The 19,023-nt window shown below is 43.5% G+C and carries 17 protein-coding genes; 1 reads left to right on the top strand and 16 read right to left on the bottom strand.

Annotation, left to right across the window (positions count from 1 at the left end; genetic code table 11):
- Positions 1-420 precede the first annotated feature (420 nt).
- The 14 genes from EQO05_RS13665 to EQO05_RS13600 all read right to left on the bottom strand — a co-directional run bounded on the left by EQO05_RS13665 (position 421) and on the right by EQO05_RS13600 (position 14,813).
- The gene (locus EQO05_RS13665; RefSeq protein WP_128507413.1) at positions 421-1,095 is read right to left on the bottom strand and encodes a PHP domain-containing protein; all 675 of its coding nucleotides are present in this window, start codon (positions 1,093-1,095) and stop codon (positions 421-423) included.
- A gap of 517 nt (positions 1,096-1,612) precedes the next feature.
- Positions 1,613-2,899, bottom strand: a complete 1,287-nt coding sequence (gene hflX / locus EQO05_RS13660; RefSeq protein WP_128507411.1) for a GTPase HflX — start codon at positions 2,897-2,899, stop codon at positions 1,613-1,615.
- Positions 2,896-3,291, bottom strand: coding sequence for a DUF2209 domain-containing protein (locus EQO05_RS13655; protein WP_128507409.1), 396 nt, complete (start codon positions 3,289-3,291; stop codon positions 2,896-2,898). Before EQO05_RS13655 ends, hflX begins: the two co-directional genes overlap by 4 nt.
- Positions 3,292-3,381: 90 nt before the next feature.
- Positions 3,382-4,434, bottom strand: coding sequence for a tRNA-intron lyase (endA, locus tag EQO05_RS13650; RefSeq protein ID WP_128507408.1), 1,053 nt, complete (start codon positions 4,432-4,434; stop codon positions 3,382-3,384).
- A 366-nt stretch (positions 4,435-4,800) separates the two neighbouring features.
- Entirely contained in the window at positions 4,801-6,288 is a 1,488-nt protein-coding gene (cfbB, locus tag EQO05_RS13645) for a Ni-sirohydrochlorin a,c-diamide synthase (RefSeq protein WP_128507406.1), read from the bottom strand.
- A gap of 57 nt (positions 6,289-6,345) precedes the next feature.
- Positions 6,346-7,143, bottom strand: a complete 798-nt coding sequence (gene cfbC / locus EQO05_RS13640; RefSeq protein WP_128507404.1) for a Ni-sirohydrochlorin a,c-diamide reductive cyclase ATP-dependent reductase subunit — start codon at positions 7,141-7,143, stop codon at positions 6,346-6,348.
- A gap of 37 nt (positions 7,144-7,180) precedes the next feature.
- Positions 7,181-8,293 carry a Ni-sirohydrochlorin a,c-diamide reductive cyclase catalytic subunit gene (gene cfbD, locus EQO05_RS13635; protein ID WP_128507402.1) on the bottom strand — a complete coding sequence of 371 codons (1,113 nt, stop codon included), beginning with the start codon at positions 8,291-8,293 and terminating at the stop codon, positions 7,181-7,183.
- 340 nt (positions 8,294-8,633) lie between these two features.
- A complete protein-coding gene (gene cfbE / locus EQO05_RS13630) occupies positions 8,634-10,094 on the bottom strand; it encodes a coenzyme F430 synthase (protein ID WP_128507400.1) in 1,461 nt (486 codons plus the stop codon).
- 25 nt (positions 10,095-10,119) lie between these two features.
- A complete protein-coding gene (gene cfbA / locus EQO05_RS13625; RefSeq protein ID WP_128507399.1) occupies positions 10,120-10,512 on the bottom strand; it encodes a sirohydrochlorin nickelochelatase in 393 nt (130 codons plus the stop codon).
- Between the two features lie 231 nt (positions 10,513-10,743).
- Entirely contained in the window at positions 10,744-11,130 is a 387-nt protein-coding gene (locus EQO05_RS13620; RefSeq protein ID WP_255420863.1) for a DUF2267 domain-containing protein, read from the bottom strand.
- 396 nt (positions 11,131-11,526) lie between these two features.
- Complete coding sequence (locus EQO05_RS13615) at positions 11,527-12,006, bottom strand: YgaP-like transmembrane domain (RefSeq protein WP_128507395.1); 480 nt, start codon at positions 12,004-12,006, stop codon at positions 11,527-11,529.
- 270 nt (positions 12,007-12,276) lie between these two features.
- The gene (locus EQO05_RS13610; RefSeq protein ID WP_240664709.1) at positions 12,277-13,149 is read right to left on the bottom strand and encodes a transglutaminase-like domain-containing protein; all 873 of its coding nucleotides are present in this window, start codon (positions 13,147-13,149) and stop codon (positions 12,277-12,279) included.
- A gap of 778 nt (positions 13,150-13,927) precedes the next feature.
- The gene (locus EQO05_RS13605) at positions 13,928-14,158 is read right to left on the bottom strand and encodes a ChaB family protein (RefSeq protein WP_128507393.1); all 231 of its coding nucleotides are present in this window, start codon (positions 14,156-14,158) and stop codon (positions 13,928-13,930) included.
- A gap of 394 nt (positions 14,159-14,552) precedes the next feature.
- Positions 14,553-14,813, bottom strand: coding sequence for a hypothetical protein (locus tag EQO05_RS13600; RefSeq protein WP_128507391.1), 261 nt, complete (start codon positions 14,811-14,813; stop codon positions 14,553-14,555).
- A gap of 197 nt (positions 14,814-15,010) precedes the next feature.
- On the opposite strand from EQO05_RS13600, the gene EQO05_RS15650 reads away from it, so the two are divergent.
- On the top strand, positions 15,011-15,148 hold the full coding sequence (locus tag EQO05_RS15650; protein WP_164888563.1) for a hypothetical protein: 138 nt from the start codon (positions 15,011-15,013) through the stop codon (positions 15,146-15,148).
- Here the strand turns inward: EQO05_RS15650 and EQO05_RS15645 are convergent.
- Positions 15,145-15,303, bottom strand: coding sequence for a hypothetical protein (locus EQO05_RS15645; RefSeq protein ID WP_164888562.1), 159 nt, complete (start codon positions 15,301-15,303; stop codon positions 15,145-15,147). The genes EQO05_RS15650 and EQO05_RS15645 overlap by 4 nt on opposite strands.
- 68 nt (positions 15,304-15,371) lie before the next feature.
- Positions 15,372-17,624 carry an amino acid permease gene (locus EQO05_RS13595; protein ID WP_128507390.1) on the bottom strand — a complete coding sequence of 751 codons (2,253 nt, stop codon included), beginning with the start codon at positions 17,622-17,624 and terminating at the stop codon, positions 15,372-15,374.
- Between the last annotated feature and the right edge of the window lie 1,399 nt (positions 17,625-19,023).

Below are 19,023 nucleotides of genomic sequence, written 5' to 3'. Positions count from 1 at the left end.
GTATCCTCAAAGAAAATAGAAAATTCGTCAAATTTCCCGGCCATTAGAATTTCCCCAAAACAAAATAAGTAAAAATTTAACTGAAACAAAAAATTATTAGAGTTTCCACAATAAATACTTTACTTTGAAAAAGAAAAAATCGATTAATATCAAGAATTTAAAAATGAAAGTAAATTAAAGAAGAAAAATGAAAATCAGTAACATCGTGGTTACATTCAATGTAATAGTACCTATCATATTTGTGATAGTACCCATCATATTTGTGATAGTACCCATCACATTTGTGACAATTATTGTAAAATCAGTATACAAGTAAAAAGAGGATTGACAGTAGGCAATCATAAGAAGATTATAGCTCCTGTTAAGGATATTGTAATCCCTTTGAGACTTCAGATTATGTTAAAAGTTTTATTTTGATTCTCAGGTTTTACGAAACATTTTTCTCTTAATCTTTCGCCCGGCACTGCCTGACATCTGTTTAAGAATAATGTGCGTGGGCGTATTTTTTCCTGCAGGGGCTACTTTTCCTTTCCGGATAGCTTCCAGCACGGCTTCAAGAGTATTTTTCGACGCATCAATCTCGGTGTACGCCTGACCCACCATTTCAGCGATGTGGGAATCGCTTCCTGCAACGCCAGGGATTCCAAGCCTCTTTGCCTCGGTTGCGGCTTTCCGGTTGGCGCTATTGAAAAGGCAGCGGGAGTTGAAAACCTCAACAGCGTCAATATCAAGCCCCTCAAAACTTCCTATGCCGTGAGAACTGCGCTTGAAAGGGTGAGGGATAATAACCGTGCCCCCAAGTTTCCGGGCTCTTGCGATCGTTTCTTCCGGACTCAGAAAGGGCTCGATATTCTGGCTGACTCCGAGCACCAGAATGTGCCCTTTCGAACAGGTAACCTCTACCCCGGGAATGACCGTAAGCTCAAAGCCAAGTTCCAGAGCCCTTTCTCGACAGGTAAGCCCGCCTTCCACAGTATCGTGGTCACAGATAGCAAACCCGTCAAGTCCTTTTTTATGCGCTGCTTCAAGAATGGCGTCGTGGCTCGATTTGCTATCCTTTGAATGCTCGGAGTGTACGTGCAGATCGAATTTCATGCAAACAGGAAAATGAGAAATGAATTTATATAAATTTTGAAACGAAACCTGAAAAAATTCGTCGTATTACGAACGAATCGAGTCATAAAAAATAAAACATAGGAGGAATTGCGAACGGGCCGAAACATAGCAAAATCTGGTTTTAAGGGTATAGTTTATGATATTAGGAGGGTCTGATGTCTTCAGTAGACGCCCGTTCGCATGTATACAAACGACTTTTGAATATAAATACCTTTCGTACTTATACGAACAGTACTCCAGCCATACAAAAAATTTTATAAGAAAAAGATATTGCAAAACGTTCTATTAATATTCCAGCACCTTTTATAAATTTGAAAAGGCTTTATAATCTCCAGAAGAACCTGGGAATGGTCCGGATGCCTTAAGACTTCTTCTGGTCCGAGGAGAGAGTGTGCCAAACTTTTCAGAAAAGTTTGATCAAAACAATATTTAAGTTTCTTTGGGTCCGAGGAGAGCGTGTGCCAAACTTTTCAGAAAAGTTTGATCAGAACAATATTTAAGTTTCTTTGGGTCCGAGGAGAGCATGTGCTCTGTTGATTATCTCGGTTCTAGCTTCATAATCCACATGGATCAGCTCTCCGAATTCAACCCTGTGTACAATTCCCTCTTCATAGAGCCAGGAAAGAATTGACATTCCTTCTTCCGAATTTGGAAGAGAAAGGGAACAAAAACACCACGGAGGCAGGTGCTTGACTATCTCGGCTTTTAGCGCAGTAATGCCGGTACCTTTTTTTGCGGAGACAAATACAGGGTTCGGAGCCATATAACCGATCTGTTCCAGAATACTGTCAAGTTCGGATTCGTCAACCAGATCGACCTTGTTAAGCACAGTGATAATAGGAGCTCCCTGAATCCGGTCCCAGAGAGTGTCGTGAGATGTAGAAAGTTTCTGCAGGATCATCTCGGGTTTTTCGCTTACATCCACGACCAGGAGTATAAGGTCCGAGAGAAAAATTTCGTCAAGGGTGGATTTAAAGGCATCAACCAGCCAGTGGGGAAGATCCTCTATAAATCCCACGGTATCGGTCAGAAGAGCTTTTCGCCCGCCGAGATCCAGAGCCCGGGTCACGGGTACAAGCGTCGTAAAAAGCATATTCTTTGCCTCGACACACTCACTTACAATAGCATTGAAGAGTGTGCTTTTTCCGGCATTTGTATACCCTGCAAGGGAAATTAAGGAAAAGCCTTTTCTATGCCTTAAAGCCCGAAGGGACTCATCGTCTTTTTCTGCCGATTCGAGTTCATTCTCAATCCTTGCTATTCTTTTCTTCAGGTCCTGTTCATACGAATCCTCGTAATCTCCAAGCCCCATGAACCCTGCTCTTTCTTCTTTTTTAACAAGAGAAACAACGGCTCTTGCCCTGGGTACCTCGTACCTCAATCTTGCCAGTTCTACCTGCAGTTTTGAGCGGTGGGTAATCGCCCTTTTTGCAAAGATCTCAAGGATGAGCTGGAATTTATCAATAATCTGGCATTTACAAATTTCCGAAATATTGAAGAGCTGGGTCGTAGAAAGCCTGTTATAGAAAATTACTTTATCTGCACCCGTGTTCCTCACAAGCTCGGCAAGCTCCTCAATTTTCCCCCTGCCCAGCTGATACCTTGAGTCGGGATACCTGGTTTGCTTGAGCTCACCTACCGGCAGGTAACCTGCTGCTTTTGCAAGTTCTCTGAGTTCCTGAAAGAGGTATTCCTCACGCTCCGGATCAGAATTGGGAATTGTCCGTTTAGCAAGAATTACCCTGTTCCCGTTTCCGGGTTTCTGTTCTGCTGAAATTTTCATGCCTCGATTTGAAGTTCTTTTATCAATAGATTGCGGGTGCTCAGGGAAATATGGTGCACGAGCTCGATGGACCGTCTCTCGGCAATGGACTCCTGATACTTGAAAGCTCTGGAAAACATGCTTTCGGTCACCCATCTCGGTTTATTGTACATGTCCCCTTTTTCTGCAACAATTGTGCCCTCGAAGGAAAGCTGGTCAGCCGTATCTTCAATCAACTGCACAATATCCAGCAGGCTGGGAGCTCTTTTTAGCCAGAGGGGCAGGATTTTGACCTGCTTGACCTTCTCAATATAGTTAGCCGAGACCGTCAGAGCTGCTGCTGCACATACCATGTAATAGCCTCCTTTAATCCTGTGCCTGCCAGAGATGTCTACTGCAATTATATCCCACATTTATACTCATCCTCGGCTGAAGATCCTATTCTATGAATTCTAAGGAATGTTGACAGCAGGAGAAAATACTCTGTACATTCCGGACAGGGATCACATTTTCGTCCGGCTGATGTCCAGATATTCGAGATTTTCCCCGTTCTCAACTGCAAAAAGCATAGTTTTCCGCACGCTGTTTGCAAGCCTGACCGCTCCCGACATAACCGGAAGCCTGAACTCGAAATCTATAGGGATGGCATTAACAAGGTACTCCGAATGTGGAATTTTTTCAATCGACTCGACTTTCCGGTATACCCTGAAATTCGTCCCGAACTTAAAGCCGGTTTTGACTACATGCCCAGAATCCCTGAGGTCTTTATATGCACTGTACTTTCTCAGGAAAGAGCTCTCAATCTCCGAGGCTTTCCTGATAAACTCGTCGAATGAAAATACCTTGCCTTTTCTGTCCCGAACCGTTATCACACCTCTGGAGAAGAGGTAAAGGGACTCCACCAGGGAGAGCTGCAGCCTTTCAGAGTCCAGCATTTTCCCGTAAAAGCCCTTTGAATAGAGCGTTTCCGAAGCCTGGGCATCCCACACTATTACCCTGTCTTCCAGGAAAGTAGCATCGGTTTCGACCGCGGGATACGGCTCAGGCATATCTCCTTCAGGGACTGCGGTTTTAACCTCATAGAATGTGAGGTCGCTTTCCTCATCCACCACAGCCAGGATAAACTGCTTGCGTACATTCTCTGCCGAGGCGACCGAGTCCTGCAGAAGTTTTACAGGAAGAAGTTGTCTTTCCGACTGGACATGGACAAAGATCTTTGCTGCACTTTTACCCGGATGGCTGCCTCTGGGGTACACCCGGAAATCCGCGGCTGATGGCTGGACATAATAACCCCTCTCCTTGAGATCCTTGTAAACGATATATTTCAGCTCAAAATTCGGCTGCCTCAAAGAAGCCTGTTCGAAAAAGGTTCTGAAATCAAGCAATTTACCCTCGAGTTCGATTTCCAGCTTTCCTCTGGACAGAAGGAAAGCAGCTTCTACAAGTGAGAGTTCGAGCCCATCACCTTTAGGGCGTCCGAAATAACCAGTTTTGTAAAGTTCGGCTACCGCTTCCTTTCCGGCAAGTACACGGTCTCCTTTAAGTTGTGTTTTCAATAGATTCACCTGAAAAGAAAATAAAATGAAAATAAGTTTCTATAACAGGCTGGCTTGTTGTAATCGACCTGTTATAATTTTGCGTGCAGTAGTCTAATTTATTATAATGTGAGTTATCTTAATCTGGATTCTCATATATAATTTGTTACAGTCCATTTACTATAATCTAACTTGTTATAATGTGGTTTAATATAATATTGCTCTTTCGACCTGCAAAGGTTCAGGCTTTCGGGATTTGAACCTGCAATCTGGAATGTATCATACGGATTAGTTGTTTACAGGCATATCTTCGTCTGAATCCGCACACGTTATTAAAATAATTGCAGCATACGTAAGATGCCTGTATTAACGGAAGTCCTGTGCATACTATGGAAGAGTTCTGGATTCCCGAAACTTCCTTGCAGCCTCTACAAGTGAGCCTGCAAGTTCCCTGTACGCAACTCCATGCAGGTGAGCGTAAGAGCCAAGGGTATTTCCGGAAATCAGCCCGTCCTTATCGTGTTTTATGCCAGTTCCCCTCGACAGGGTTATTGCAAATTCGGCATCCTCGGGAATTTCCCTTATTTCTGAGTGGTGGAACTCGTGCCCTTTGAAACTGTTGCCTTTTTTCCCGATAAGGCAGTCCTTTGTAAGGATTCCGATATTGTAGCTGACCACTCTTGTCTGTCCCATAACAGTGTGTCCTGGGAGAGCCCCGACCATTGAGTACGTGGACTCCGGCATTGAAGCATCGTGATAGGTTCCCTTCCCTGGGACTCCTGTGCTTATTTTTTCCGTAAGGTACATAAGCCCCCCGCATTCGGCGTAAATAGGCATGCCTGCAGCAGAAGCTTTTTTGATATCCTGGCGCATGGACTCATTGGCTTCAAGTTCGGCTGCAAAGAGTTCAGGATAGCCTCCCCCGATATAGAGCCCGTCAACCTCAGGAAGGGATGTATCCTTAACCGGGCTGAAGTAAACTATTTCTGCGCCTGCAAGTTCCAGAAGGTCGAGATTATCGCGATAGTAGAAGTTGAAAGCCTCGTCCAGAGCTACACCTATCTTCAGTCTGGAGACTCCGGCATTGGGAGCAGGAGAAAAAACGCTATTTTCAGGGCTTTTCAGAGGCTCTGCCCTTTTTGCGATTTCCAGGAAACGGTCCACATCAATACCTTTATTGATAATTTCCTCAATGCCCTGAAGGCGGGCATCAAAACCTCCGTCCCCAAGCCGTCTTCGGCCCTCGAGCGCTGGTATAAGCCCTAGATGGCGCATGGAAATCTGCATCGAAGGGTCTCTAGGAACAATTCCTATAACCGGAACGCCTGTATAATACTCGATCGCCTCCTTTGCCTTCTCGGCATGGCGGCGGCTTCCGATGTTATTAAGGATAACCCCTGAAATTTCAACATCAGGGTCAAAGTTTTTATATCCGTTGACAAGGGCGGCACTCGAACGGGTAATGCTTCGTGCATTGATTACAAGAATTACAGGGCATTTGAGGATTTTTGCAACCTGGGCAGTGCTTCCAAGATCGCTCAGGCTCTCAAAACCTTCGTAAAGTCCTCGAACCCCTTCGATAATCGTAATATCAGCCTGATCTCCGGCCTCGCAGGCATGGGTATAGACATCCAGAATCCCGCTCTCGCCCATAAGGTAGCCGTCAAGATTCCTGCAGAACCTGCCCGTTATTTCAGTATGGTAACTCGGATCTATGTAGTCCAGAGCGACTTTGAAAGGCTGGACTTTGTATCCCCTTGAGACTAGGACAGCCATTAAACCCATGGAAATTGTGGTCTTGCCTGAAGAAGAACGGTCTGCGGAGATGAGAATCCTTGGAATGCTCCCTGCTGCGGATTGCCTGTCACTAAGCATTTTTTCGATACCCCTGATCTATTTCATGCGATATTATAAGGTTAAATATGCTTCAGTTCACTTTGTCAATTCCCTTAATCGCTCGTCACTCAGGGAATCGGATGTAACTTTTTTCTCGTTTTCAAGGATTTCTTTTCCAAGTTTGCGGTAAGTATCTGCAATATCGGACTCGGGTGCCTTTTCCATTACAGAGTAACCCTCCCTTTCACAGTCCTGGACAACCTGACTCTTCGGGATAAAAGCCATAAGCCGGCTGCCGATCTCTTCAGCAAACTTCGCAACGATTTCTTCTTCCCTGCTTGCATTTCTGGAATTGCAGATTATTCCGCTGAGAGGCATTCCTATCTTGGAAAGGCCCTTACAGATATTATTAGCTGCGTAAAGGGGCATGTACTCTCCTGAAGTCAGGACATAGGCCTCATTTACGAATCCTTTCCTGACAGGGGCAACAAACCCGCCGCAGACAATGTCTCCGGGCACGTCGTAAATTATCAGATCCTGCTCTTTCAGGAGATCTCCTGAAATACTCTTCAGTTTCTGGATTGCAACAATTATCCCTCGTCCCGCACACCCTATACCGGGTTCGGGGCCGCCGGCTTCCACGCATTTGACTCCTGCATATCCTTCAAAAACCACGTCTTCTTCTTTTATATCCACGCCCTCGCGCAGGAGGTCCAGAATGGTTGGAATTCTCCTGCCTCCAAGCAGGGTGATTGATGAGTCGCTTTTAGGATCGCAGCCTATGATCATTACTTTCTTGCCTGCTTCAGCACAGGCGGCGGCAACGTTTGAGGCCGTACTTGATTTGCCTATGCCGCCTTTTCCGTAGATTGCTATGATCTTTTGTTTTTTCAAAGGATCTTCCTCCTGATTTTATCCCATTTCTTCTCGCTCAGGCTTCCTTTGCAATTTCCCTTAAGGTAGCCCCGAACTCGGATTCCACGATCTCACTGACACCCAGAGTTTTCGGATGAAGGTCGATTTCGACCAGCACATATTCGTGTCCCATCTCTTTTAAGGGCAGGACCTGTCTCGGGCCGTTAGTAATCGAAATCAGCTCCATGCCCCTTATGTGCTCCATAGGGATTGCATGAGGAACGCCCGTAATGATCGCAAAATCGAAATCGCTGTATTTTTCCTTTATAAGTTCACTAACCTTTTCCCCTGCAACCGGATACTCGTCCATGCCGCCAATGATTTCATGCACCTTAACGCCGTGTAAGTTCAGGTCTCTCATTATGTATTCGGCATGCTGCCTTACTCGCGGAAGCCCGAGCTTCGGATCGATATTTGCCATATTAATAAGATTGTCTTTTTTCCCGAGGGCTGCTGCAACCTCATTGACTGCAAGGGTGATATCTGCAAACATGTAGCCGGTCTCCTTTTTGGCATTCATTATGACCAGGCCTTTCTTGCCTTCTTTGAGAAGTTCAATTACACGCTTTGCAACTTTATATTTAACATCCCCCCGGGAGGGGGCAAGATATTCCCTGCTTGCAGCCCCAAACCTCTTTTCCACGTCTGTGGCTTTTGCAAGCAGGTACTCCTGGCGCTCGAATTCTTTATGGTCGATAATCCCGGCATCGAGTGCGGATTCCAGGGCAAAGAGCACGCCTTTTGTATTATTGTGGTAGCCTGCGTGCACCTCAACTTCGATTACAGGGACATCGGGATTTGCCTCAAGCACGGCTTCGTGCATCTCTTCTCCGATAATCATGCTGGCGCAGGTGCCTACAACTCCGATAACCCTGGGGTTAAAAAGTTCCACAGACTTGTTTATTAATTCTACAAGCCTGTCGTGCCCCCCGAAGACGAAACCGCTTTCATCAAGACCTGTGGTTACGACATGTATGCCATCTTCTTCGAGCAGCCTTGCATGCTTGAAAGAGCAGCCGGGAGGCCCGTGCAGGATAGCGACATCGACATTTAAGTCCCTGAGAGTATAAAGAGCCGCAACTATGGAACTCGGGCGGGGATGGATGATTGAAATCTCTTTTCCAGTCATGACAAATCCTCTTATTCTGATAATTGATGCTGATAGGAATAATAAGGTGTGTTTCTTTCAGATGGCTTCTGCATCCAGTGGCATAGGATACCGCCTGTACCGCATGAAGGGTCCGGAAACGCGATCAGTTGAAATTTAAACAAATAATGAGAACGGATACAGATTGGAAGAGCCTGTATAAAACTATATCATAAAAATTCCGGAAAGACACCTGAAACCTTATTTCGGTCTGTATCCGGAATATGGCTCTTCGGAATAGTTACCCGGATAGAAATGTCTCCGGTAATTCTACGGAATTCCTCAGTAATTCTTCAGTGGAAATAACCCGTAAAGGGAACCTTTAACGGAAACATTTTACCGAAGAAAGTATTATATCGTCTCCTCCTGCAAATTCCGAAGCTTTCGAAAGCCCTTCAGGAAGGTTCTGCGCATAAGATACATTTTTTCCGATTATTGCCCTCATCCGCTCTCCTACCAGGATAACCTGCCTGCACTTTGTACCGAATTTTGTTACAAAACCCTGAACGGATTCTGGGGGCAGCCCCTCGCAGACCTGAGAAGCTTCTTCTCCAAGCACGAGGATAATACCTTCCTTTTTCTCGTCCTTTTTCTTAAGAAGAGCATAATCAAGGGCTTTTTCGGCGGAGAGGATATCCATGCCTGAGTTGGAATTATCTATCAGGAAGATCCCGTTTATTTCCTTCTCCTGCATTCTACCCGAAAGCCCGGTGAACCTCTCGATTACTGATATAACAGCTTCACGTCTAGCTCCAAGTTCGAGGGCGGCTGCTGATGCTGCAACGAAGGCAGTCCTGTAAGCCAGAATATTATATCCCGGACGCGGGAAAGCTGAAAAAATTTCCTTTCCCCTGCGCATTAAGCGAACGACAGAACCTGATAACCCCGGAGATGTCGACAATTCTGAAGATGTTAGCGGTTCCCCGGTCCTGTATCCGGTCTCCAGTACAAAATCGGCTATCTGCCCCGAGGTTTCAGAGAATTCGGTATTGAAAGGGTCTTTGAAGGTTAGAATCCCTGCCCGGGTTGTTTTTGCAACTTTAAGGGCTTTTTCGGCTCCTGAATTAATGAGAAGGATACTTCCGGGTTTTGCGTGCCTGACAAGCTGGAGTTTTGCCTCGCTTGCAGGGACGGTATTGTTTGCTATTCCGTAGTCCTGCGAAAGGGTGGTAAGGATCCCGAAATCGGCAGTGCCTGTGCCTCCTATTGAGATTTCAAAGATAAAAAAATCCGGCCTGAAACCTGCTTCAAAAACTTTCTCAACTGCGACCAGAATACTTCCGGGAGTTATGCTCAGACCTTTGTAGATCAGGGAAGAAACGCCCGCTTTCCAGTATTCTAGCCCCCGCGATGTATGCAGCGCTACTTCAAACTGCCCGGATAGCATATCGGCAAGGAGGGATGCTGTACTAGTTTTCGCTTTTACGCCCGTAACCTCAACCGTTTTCATTCCGGAGAGTCTTGAATCGCCTTTGAGAATCTCTCCAACAACTTCATGGTGCGAAAGGACAATTTTTCCCTGCTCTCTGGCTTCTACGAGCATGGGATAGGCAGGGTCCAGATGTACGGGCGCGACCAGGAAATCGAATTCGGAGACAGGAAAAGGAGTTTTTGAGCTGTGTATCCCGTGTTTTTCCTCAAGTTCAAGCAATATACCAGGCTCGACTGTCCCGTAGACGTCTATGCCGGATACTTCGTTTCCAGCGCCTGCAAGACTTTTTGCAATTGGAATGCCGCCGTGGGTCAGGTCGAGCACGGCGAACTTTTTCCTATGCAGGTCCATGATATAACCGGACCAGGCTATGAATTTAAAGGGCTTCCTGAGCCCTTTTGAACACAAGTTCAGCGATAAGCTCATCGGCCCCGAGAGGCTTTGCATAGCACACGGGAATCGTCTTTCCATCAATTTCCAGGGTACCACAGCCTTTTTCATCAAGGCTCAGGATTTCCGGGATATCCTTTGTTATATGAACTCCCGAAGCCAGGAAAACCGGCACTGCTGCAACTCTTGTAACGCCAGTTCCTGAAAAGCCTTCAATTGCTTTTTCAAGCGTTGGTTCACTATTCTCCATAAAACCGGCTCTCACAACAACATCGGAGTGCTTCTGTGCGATATAATTTGCGATCTGAGTCACAACTTCCTTGTTATAAGGCAGCTTGCTCCCGTGGCCTATGGCCAGAATTCCAAGTTTTTCTGTCATTTTTAAAACCTCAATCTCTATTCGGGCTTAACACAATTATCTGAATTTGTAACATTGAAGAGTTTAACATAGTTAGGATTTATATGATATAATTCTTTTGAGAAAGGAACAACGGGAGAAAGTTTTGAAGGAAATGAAGAAAAGATATTTCTAAAGGAAAGAGAAAGAAAAGAGAAACCCGGAATGGACAGATGGAGGGTTTCAGAAAAAATCCAATTAAATGCACGCTTATTATCCCTTTGGTGCGACCTCCTCAGGGAACCATTCCTGAATTTCTTTCGGCATATTCGATCTTACATCCCGAAGCTCGCCTTCACCCATATGCCTGTACATTACCCGCAGCACAGCACGGATAACTTCAGCAGGATTTATATTATCATCGAATTCAAACTGTGCGTGCACCCTTCTTGCAAACTCTTCTTTTTTGAATTTCTCAGGCTTGTCCCTGAGAGTCCAGCCGTCATAATACATCCCTTTAATCACAAGGGGCAACTGTGCCGCGAGGTCGACGGCTTCTTCTGGCGGAAGCCTGTCCCTGAGCGCGTGCAGCGTGCCCCGCAGTGCCTGATAGCCGCTTTCCTTGCTCTGCCACCTCAACTGGCTCAGAATATCCCGTATCCATACATTGGTCAGGTCAATACTTTTGTCGAGATTACCTACTCCCGTAGACGTTTCAATTCCCCCTTAAGTTTAAAAAATGAATATCGTTCGGCAGAATCAAATTATGGTCTGTATTTATTTAATAATATCTAAGAATAAAATTCGAAGAGGAAAACGGGAATTACAGGATGCCGTGGCCAGGAGCAGAAAAGGATTCAGGCTTAGCAGATCAGCAGGGCAAAATTTCCCGAACGAAATAAGCAGGAAAGCCTGGACTTTAATGATTTCAGAAAGCAGCTAAAGTTTCATCAAGCAAACTTAAAAAATAAATCTAGTAAGAAATTTTACTGCAATTAAATCTCAGGCATTTTTGCTGGATATGCGACTCTTATCGTACTATTTTTATCGTAATTATTAGACACTTCTACTGTCAGTTACAGCCTCTTTTGCACGGCTTACGGTGCTTTCCTGATCGGAGACATCGTCAAAGTCCCCGCGCAAAGCTTTAAGTGCGTATTTCTCCACCTCGATCTCACGTCTTGTACGTATGCCAAGCCTTCGGAATACGGATACTGGAGGACACCAACCCTGCACCGCGTGTTGGAGCAGAAAAATCGCTACTGTAAGAGGAAGAATAAACCAGATCCTGCCCTTTTTTAACCCCATTGCAGATCCGATAACGGTAAGTATAGCTGCATTAGCTTCCAGATAGCGCTCGATATCCCATTCCGAATCCAGCTCTATTATCCTTTTGGAGACTTCATAATCGGTTTTGCTCGCATAGAACCGAACTGATGCAGCTATTTCAGTATCGATTGTTTGATTAATCTCGGGAGGCGTATTAGCCCGTACTCTATCTCCACGTATTAGTTCACTGTAGTCGTTCATCATCATAATACTCCCCTTTACTTCTTTTTTAAGATATATAGCCCGTCCGGAATTTCTTATTACTAAAGAGGTAGAGGTATGCCCATATAAAGTTAATCATAAAAATTTAGTTTCAATACTAAAGCCTTTTTCAGGAAAAGGAATCAGACATACTTTGCCGCAGACTTCTAATTTCCTGCCTGCCAGGAAGAAAAATAAAAAGTAATGAAAAAGAAACGGGAAAAATAGGAAAGAGATGAATTTCTACGCTCAAGAACGGGCTCTGGGGAATTTAATTTATGTCCTTATCCGGAACTCGATTAATCCATTCGGATAGTAAATTACCTCAGCTCCTTCAAAATATGCCCCTCCAGGATGCCTGGACCCATTTGAACCACTCCAGTCGAAGTTCAACCAGTACTGAATTTCCCCTCCTTCAAGTTCCCTGCCCGAGCACAAAATGCTTTCAGCATAAGGATATCTGCCATGTACATATCCGAGAATCTCATACGCAGCTTCTTTATTATCCCCTATGTAAAGCTCAGGATAGGCGTGTCCGTAACCCTCATTTGTTGCAGTAACGATCCTTGTATTGAATCCCATATTCCTTAAAAGGGCAGATACGACTATGGAATAATCATCACAGTCGCCTTTATAACCGTCATTTATAGTCTGAGCAGCCCCAAAGAAGAACTCGGCATTTTCATCGTAACGGTATTTCCAGTGCCGGTTCACATAATCAAAAACATCACATGCATCTTTAATATCGTATCCTGAAGTCTTTCCGGTAATATTGAAGATCTCAGATGCAATTTTCTCACTTCCTGACCCGATGCCTCTCTGGAAATTCAGGGATAGCAACCTGTATTCCTTAGGATAAACAATAATTGATTTTTCTTCGGAATAAGTCGGAACATCCGGGATCCCAGAGGATACGGGATCTGCCGGACCTGAAGTACCTTTATTCCTCTCTATATTATTTCGCTCTCCTGAAGCTGCCTCTTCGGGCAAAGAACTGTTTATTCTGTCAGGCATTGAGTCCTGCATATCCTTTACCGAAGCTTCTGAATCCTGATCAGAAGCAGGAGTTACATCAGTAGCCGCAGGATCTATACGCCCGGCAGTGAATCCGGAAGGATAAGAAGGAACAGAAGCAAGCCCAATAGACATAAAGATTTTATCCTTATCACATTGCCAGCTCCCCAAAGTATAATATAAATTCAAAATTGAATATGGATAGATAAGGTTTAGACTTTTAGATAAGCTTTAAGGATTGCCTGTAAAATCCAAGTCTGCGAGTTATAGACCCGTAAGTTGAATACTTTTCAAGTGTAAAATTATTTGGACTACCGGATACTCCAGAGAGATGATACATCCGTGGAAGAACTTAAAAACTTAGATTTCCCGTTGCCTTTTCAAAAATAGCCCGCACTTACAGTAATCCGATCCTTCGCAGTATTTACCTCCTTTCTGGAAATGCGAACATGAAGTACGGTATTTACATTTGCGGCGTATTATGAAGGATAACATACCCATTTTTGATACCTTCCTGCATATATTAAATACTTTGTCCGAATATATAAGAGGTTCTGTTGCCTTTCACTCCATATCCCTATCTCCTAACCTGTATCCCTCAAGCTTCAGGTCTTTAAAAAATCGGTACCCTAAACACTTTAGCACAGTAATTTTCGATTAACTTTTTATAAAAGATGGTTGCGGAGAAATACATTAAAAACTTGCAGAGTCCTCAAATTACTTTATCCATTGTTGACGTGGGCAAAGCCCTCACAAAACAGAAAAAAATTTAGAAAAGTATTCAAAAAAAGTATTCAGAAAGATATTCAAAAAAAGTATTCAGGAAGGTATTCAAAAAATTCAAAAAAATGTTCAAAAAAGAATCCAAAGAAGAATTTAGAAAAGAAACAGCATAACTTTAAAAATCAAGATTTTAATCCTTTTTTACCCAGTTTCCTTTCGAATCCTTCTCGTAGACTCTCTTGACTGCGCTCCAGGCGACCCTGTGAGCAGTCTCTTCCCTTGTGGCATCTCCCCGTCGTTCGGAAGGCTCTTTATACTCTTCCCAGGCGCTATTGAAAGCTTCCCTGTAGATATCCTGCCCGTGTTCCGGCAGGTTCTCCTTAACCGTTTCCGGAAGTTCGGAATTACACCTGTACGGCATTTATTACCCCCATTTAAGTATGGGAGACCATTTTAAAAGGATTTGTACAAACAACGAGGAATCAGTATTGACGGTATTTTCAATGCTGGTTTAAGAAATGCCCTGTGTTCGCATCCGTCTCAGGATTGAGAATAAACTAAATTACAAAAAAAGCAAAAGATATCAAGAATTAAACTGGATTTTAGTGTATAACCCGGCCCAATTTCTTTTATCGATTTAACCAGATTGAGAAACTATAAAAAATAAATAATAATTTAAAACAAGCACCACAATATTTAGTTTTTATTAATATTCTGAGCGCATAAAGATAACTGAAATAACACATTTTCTACAGATTGTATCCGGGCTTTACATGAGTGAATTGTTTTTAGCGGATATTACCTGCAGGCTTACGCTAACAGAGAGCTCCTGAGTATTTTTTGGTGCTGTTTTTCCCCCTGCTGTTTCCGGAGTTTACCCTGGTTATTTCGAAGTAGGGCAGCCCTTTAATAGCCAGATGGGCCATAGCGAGTTCAATATCCTGAGCAGGCTCCTTAATTTTTTCCGGGCCTGCGATTGCGTTGAGCAGTTCCGCGAGTGCAGGACTGTTCGAGCTCCAGGTGCCGTCTCTTCGGGTCTCGGCTGTAAAGATTTGCCATTCTATTTTAACTGACATTAGATTCCCCCTCTCAAATATGCATTGTCCATCAGGACTGCGCACTCAAAAAACAAAAGCTCATTAATAAACTGTTTCAATTATTTTTATAAGCTTTTGCCTATAATGTTATATTAATCTTATATCATATATAGCTCAACTTTGTAACTAAAACCCAGAGCTCTAAAAAGGAAAGGGCAGACGAGAGGGGGCACAGTGTGATAAAATTTACAGTAAGCCATATTCTGATTTATGTTTCTGCGGGGCTTGGAACTCCAGGTTCCAGTTCATCGGGGACTACGACTTATAAGCAGCCTGGAGTCCCGCTGACAATTATCAGCGATTTGACCATTTAAGGGCATACGAGCATAAAATTTATAGCCATTTTTCTGCCAGGAGAGCGGCGCAACACATGTGCACGCCCTATTCCGAGTTCCTGAGGCAGGCAGTATAGATCCTGACGGCGGGAAACCGGCCCGGTTACAGAGTCGGATTTCCCGAAACCGCGCATTCAGAAACGAAGAATCCTTTAGTATTAAATAAAAGCGTCCAACTGCCTTCCATATATCACTATCAAGATTATTCCGGTTTTAACTTTTTACTTTGACCTTTTTTCGTCAGCGGTCCGGCATATATTCTGCGGAAGGATTTTTTAACAAGATAGTTAAAACTTTCTTTAGAAATCGGCTTTGATTTTTTGACTATCACTATAGGTTTCCTGGAATGTCTGGCAACCCTATGTGATAAAGTGCCAAGTAAAGAAATCTTAAATCTTTCACTTGAATCGCCAATGATTGTCAGGTCACTGTTATTTGAAGCCTCGAGCAGCGCATCTTCTATGGAATACTTTTCCAGTATTCTGAAGCTAACAGATACTGAACTTATTTTCTCAATAAGCCTCTCAAGTTCATCAGTAAGTTTCTGCCTTGTTTCCGGAGATTCATCAGGGCTAACGATGCTCAGAATTTCAATTCCGGCTCCTGTATTCGTAGCCAGCTTTTCTGCAAGATAGAGGCCGTAAACCGAATTTTCTCTTCCATTATATCCTACAAGGATTTTATTTATTCTGTCAGGCAGATGCCCCTTTAATAAAGCAATCGGACTTTTCGAAGATTGGAGAATATCATTTGTTACCCCGAGTGAATACTGGAATCTTTTTGATTCATGCCATCCCATAATGATCATATCTACGTTTTCGAGCTCAGCCTGCTCAAGGATTGAACTCGATATGTTGTGGTCAAAGGCAATGATATATTCCCTTTTATGCCCGAGGACTGCAGGATAATTATCAAATTCCTCCTTGAAATGGGAGTCCATCTCGATCTTTCTATCGTGATAGGCTTCCTGAGCTAACTTTAAGGTTGTCTGCCTCGGAACCTCAATGACATGGAGACAAACCATCTCGCTTCCCATGAAATCTGCCAGTTTCAAAAGGTCGCGCTCATGTTTCGGGTTGGAAATCGGCACGAGCACCTTAACCAGGGAGACAGGCTCGACATCCTTTTTTTCGACAGTATCTTCCAGCAGATCGAATAAATTGTATTCTGGCACGGCTTTGCCCCTTCCGTAGAATGAATACCAGCCTACTCCAGCAAAAATCATCATTACGGTGAAAAAAAGAGGTAGTCCTCCAAGCAAAGGCAGCAGTATTATGCTCCCGACTACCCCGAAGATTTGCGTATAAGGGAAAAACGGGTCGCGGAATGTGGGCTCATATCCAGGCAGTCTTCTTTTTCTAAGGATAATCACTGCCATATTTAATAGAATAAATATTAAAATGTTAAAAGCCCCACCCAATCTTGCAAGTTCCTCGATATCGAACAGGAACAAAAGCAGGACCATTACCGTACCTGTTACCAGTATAGCATTGTGAGGAGTCTCGAACTTTTGATGGATCAGAACAAACCATCCAGGCATAAGCGCATCCCTGCTCATGGCAAAAGGAAAACGTGAAGACGAGAGTATAGCCCCGTTGGCTGTGGAAAGCGTTGCAAGCAGCGCGCCCAGAGAGATTGCGATTCTTCCGGATTCGCCTGTCATCACGCCTGCAATATCTGCCAGGGGAGTGACTGATGTCCCGGCTCCCCGAGGATCAGAGAATCCGACAATTACTGCCATTATTCCAACATAAAATAAGGTTACTACAACTGCTGAAGCAATAAACGCCATGGGCAGGTTCCTTGAAGGGTTTTTTACTTCCTCGGAGACTGCAGCAGTCTCTGCAAGTCCCAGATAGGAAATAAAAATCACCCCCGCTGTTGTAATTATCGAAGCGACTCCATGAGATGTGGCAGATGAAAAGTTAGCCGGATCAACCACAAAAGACACTCTGGTTATGAAAAGAGCCAGGATTACAAGCAGGAAAACTACAATGAAATTCTGCAGCGAACCACTACTTTTTGCCCCACGATAGTTAATCACTAAAAGCATCACACCTGTAGCAGCTGCTACGAAATAAAGAGGCAGGGGATAGAAGATTTGGAAATATTCTGCAAGTCCGATGAGTGCAAACGTGCCTTTGAAAATTAAGGCTAGCCAGGAACCGAGGCCGATTACTGCGCCAAGTGCAGCTCCCATTGTTCTGCTGATATAGTAATAGCTGCCGCCTGCCATAGGCATGCCTGTCGCCAGTTCTGCCATACTGATGGCTGTGGCTATTGAGATAAGCCCGCCTATCAGAAATGAGATTATTGCTCCGGAACCCGCACCTGCTAAAGCAATTCCCGGAAGAATAAATATCCCGGCACCAATCATTGTACCGGTACCGATTGCGAAAGTCGAGAAAAAGCCAAGGCTACGCCCCAATCTCTCGGTCGTTTCAACTACTGCCATTTCTATCTCCGTCTGTCATAAGGCTTTCAAACCGGTAAATCCATCCGTTTATAAGTCTCAGATCGCTCTTACTTTGACAATTCGAACGTATATTTCAATTCCATACGTCCGGGCAAACAGCAGGGGTCTTTTGTCCCTGCTGCAATGGATCTGCCTTTTGAATAAATAGCTTCGAAGCACGTGATTTCTCCTGCATGTAGTTTTGATGTCTCTTGAAGCTGAACGGCTTCAATGTCCTATTAATGAGCTTTATTTTTAATTATTTAAAGAGATAAGGCAGCTCGCTCCTGATTAAGGCATTTTAAATCTTATTTTAGTGGATTTTGTTTTCAAATAGTACATATATCTATCCGTTAGAAGGCACATTTCATAAAGAGAATTATACATATTGACAGTATCGGTTTAAAAAGGAAAAATGTTGATTAAAGATTAACAGTAGACGGTCTCAGCTCCTGCTTCAGCAGACCGTACCCGCGAATCTAGTAATAAAAGGGGATTTTTGGATTGCGCAACTGCGGGCAGATAAGTAGATAATAAAAACAGAATTGATAATGGAAGTAGAATACCGTAATGACAGCATAAAATTGCCAGCTGAAGAGTGCAGTGGTGACAGTACAATAAGTGAAGCGAATACCCATTACAGTAACATGAATATCTAAAAAGTGAAAAAGCATTGATTTATACATAAGCAATAGCATTGAGTTAAGGGGTTAATACACAATTATTGGGCGGATATGATGCAAAGTAATGATCTTATTAAAGAGCAGATATTACAGTTAAAAATAGAAATCGCGCAGTTAGAGGCCGAAGTTAATAAATTGGAAATTATGATAGGCGAAAAGAAGTACGCTTTAAATAGATTATCCGAACTATTAGAAATCCGCGGAGTGGCTTTAAACGACAATAGATGAGCTCACTTCATTATAAAGAATCAGCATTCGACACCAACAGATCTTCATCTGGTCAGCAAATAAAATTCATGCCAGTAAGCTTAATTAAACCAGCTGAAGAATGTATTGTTAAAAGCAGAGGTATTACACTGTCAATAAAAAAATGCATGCTGCTAGCAAAAAATTAACGTTGTCAATAGATATAATGTTCAGTTTAAAATATGGCAATTAAGGTTTATTGAAACAGTATACAGTAACGCAAAAGCATAATGAAATGATTACATTGTGAAAGAACGATGTATCTCACGGAAGCTGCGAAAAAAGATAATATTTATGGATGAGCACATACAGCGCATTATTATACTACTGAAAACCCCTGGTTTCAGTTAGAGAAAAAATGAAGCAGCTACTTTCAAAGTAATTAATAATTAACGGAAAAAAGTAATTAATAATTAGAGAAGAAAGTAATCAATGATAGGAGAGATAACAATAGTTAATAAAAGAATTAA

The organism is Methanosarcina sp. MSH10X1 (assembly GCF_004099695.1).
Lineage (GTDB): Archaea > Halobacteriota > Methanosarcinia > Methanosarcinales > Methanosarcinaceae > Methanosarcina.
The sequence above is the reverse complement of the archived record's forward strand: the minus strand, read 5'-3'. Positions and strand labels throughout refer to the sequence as shown.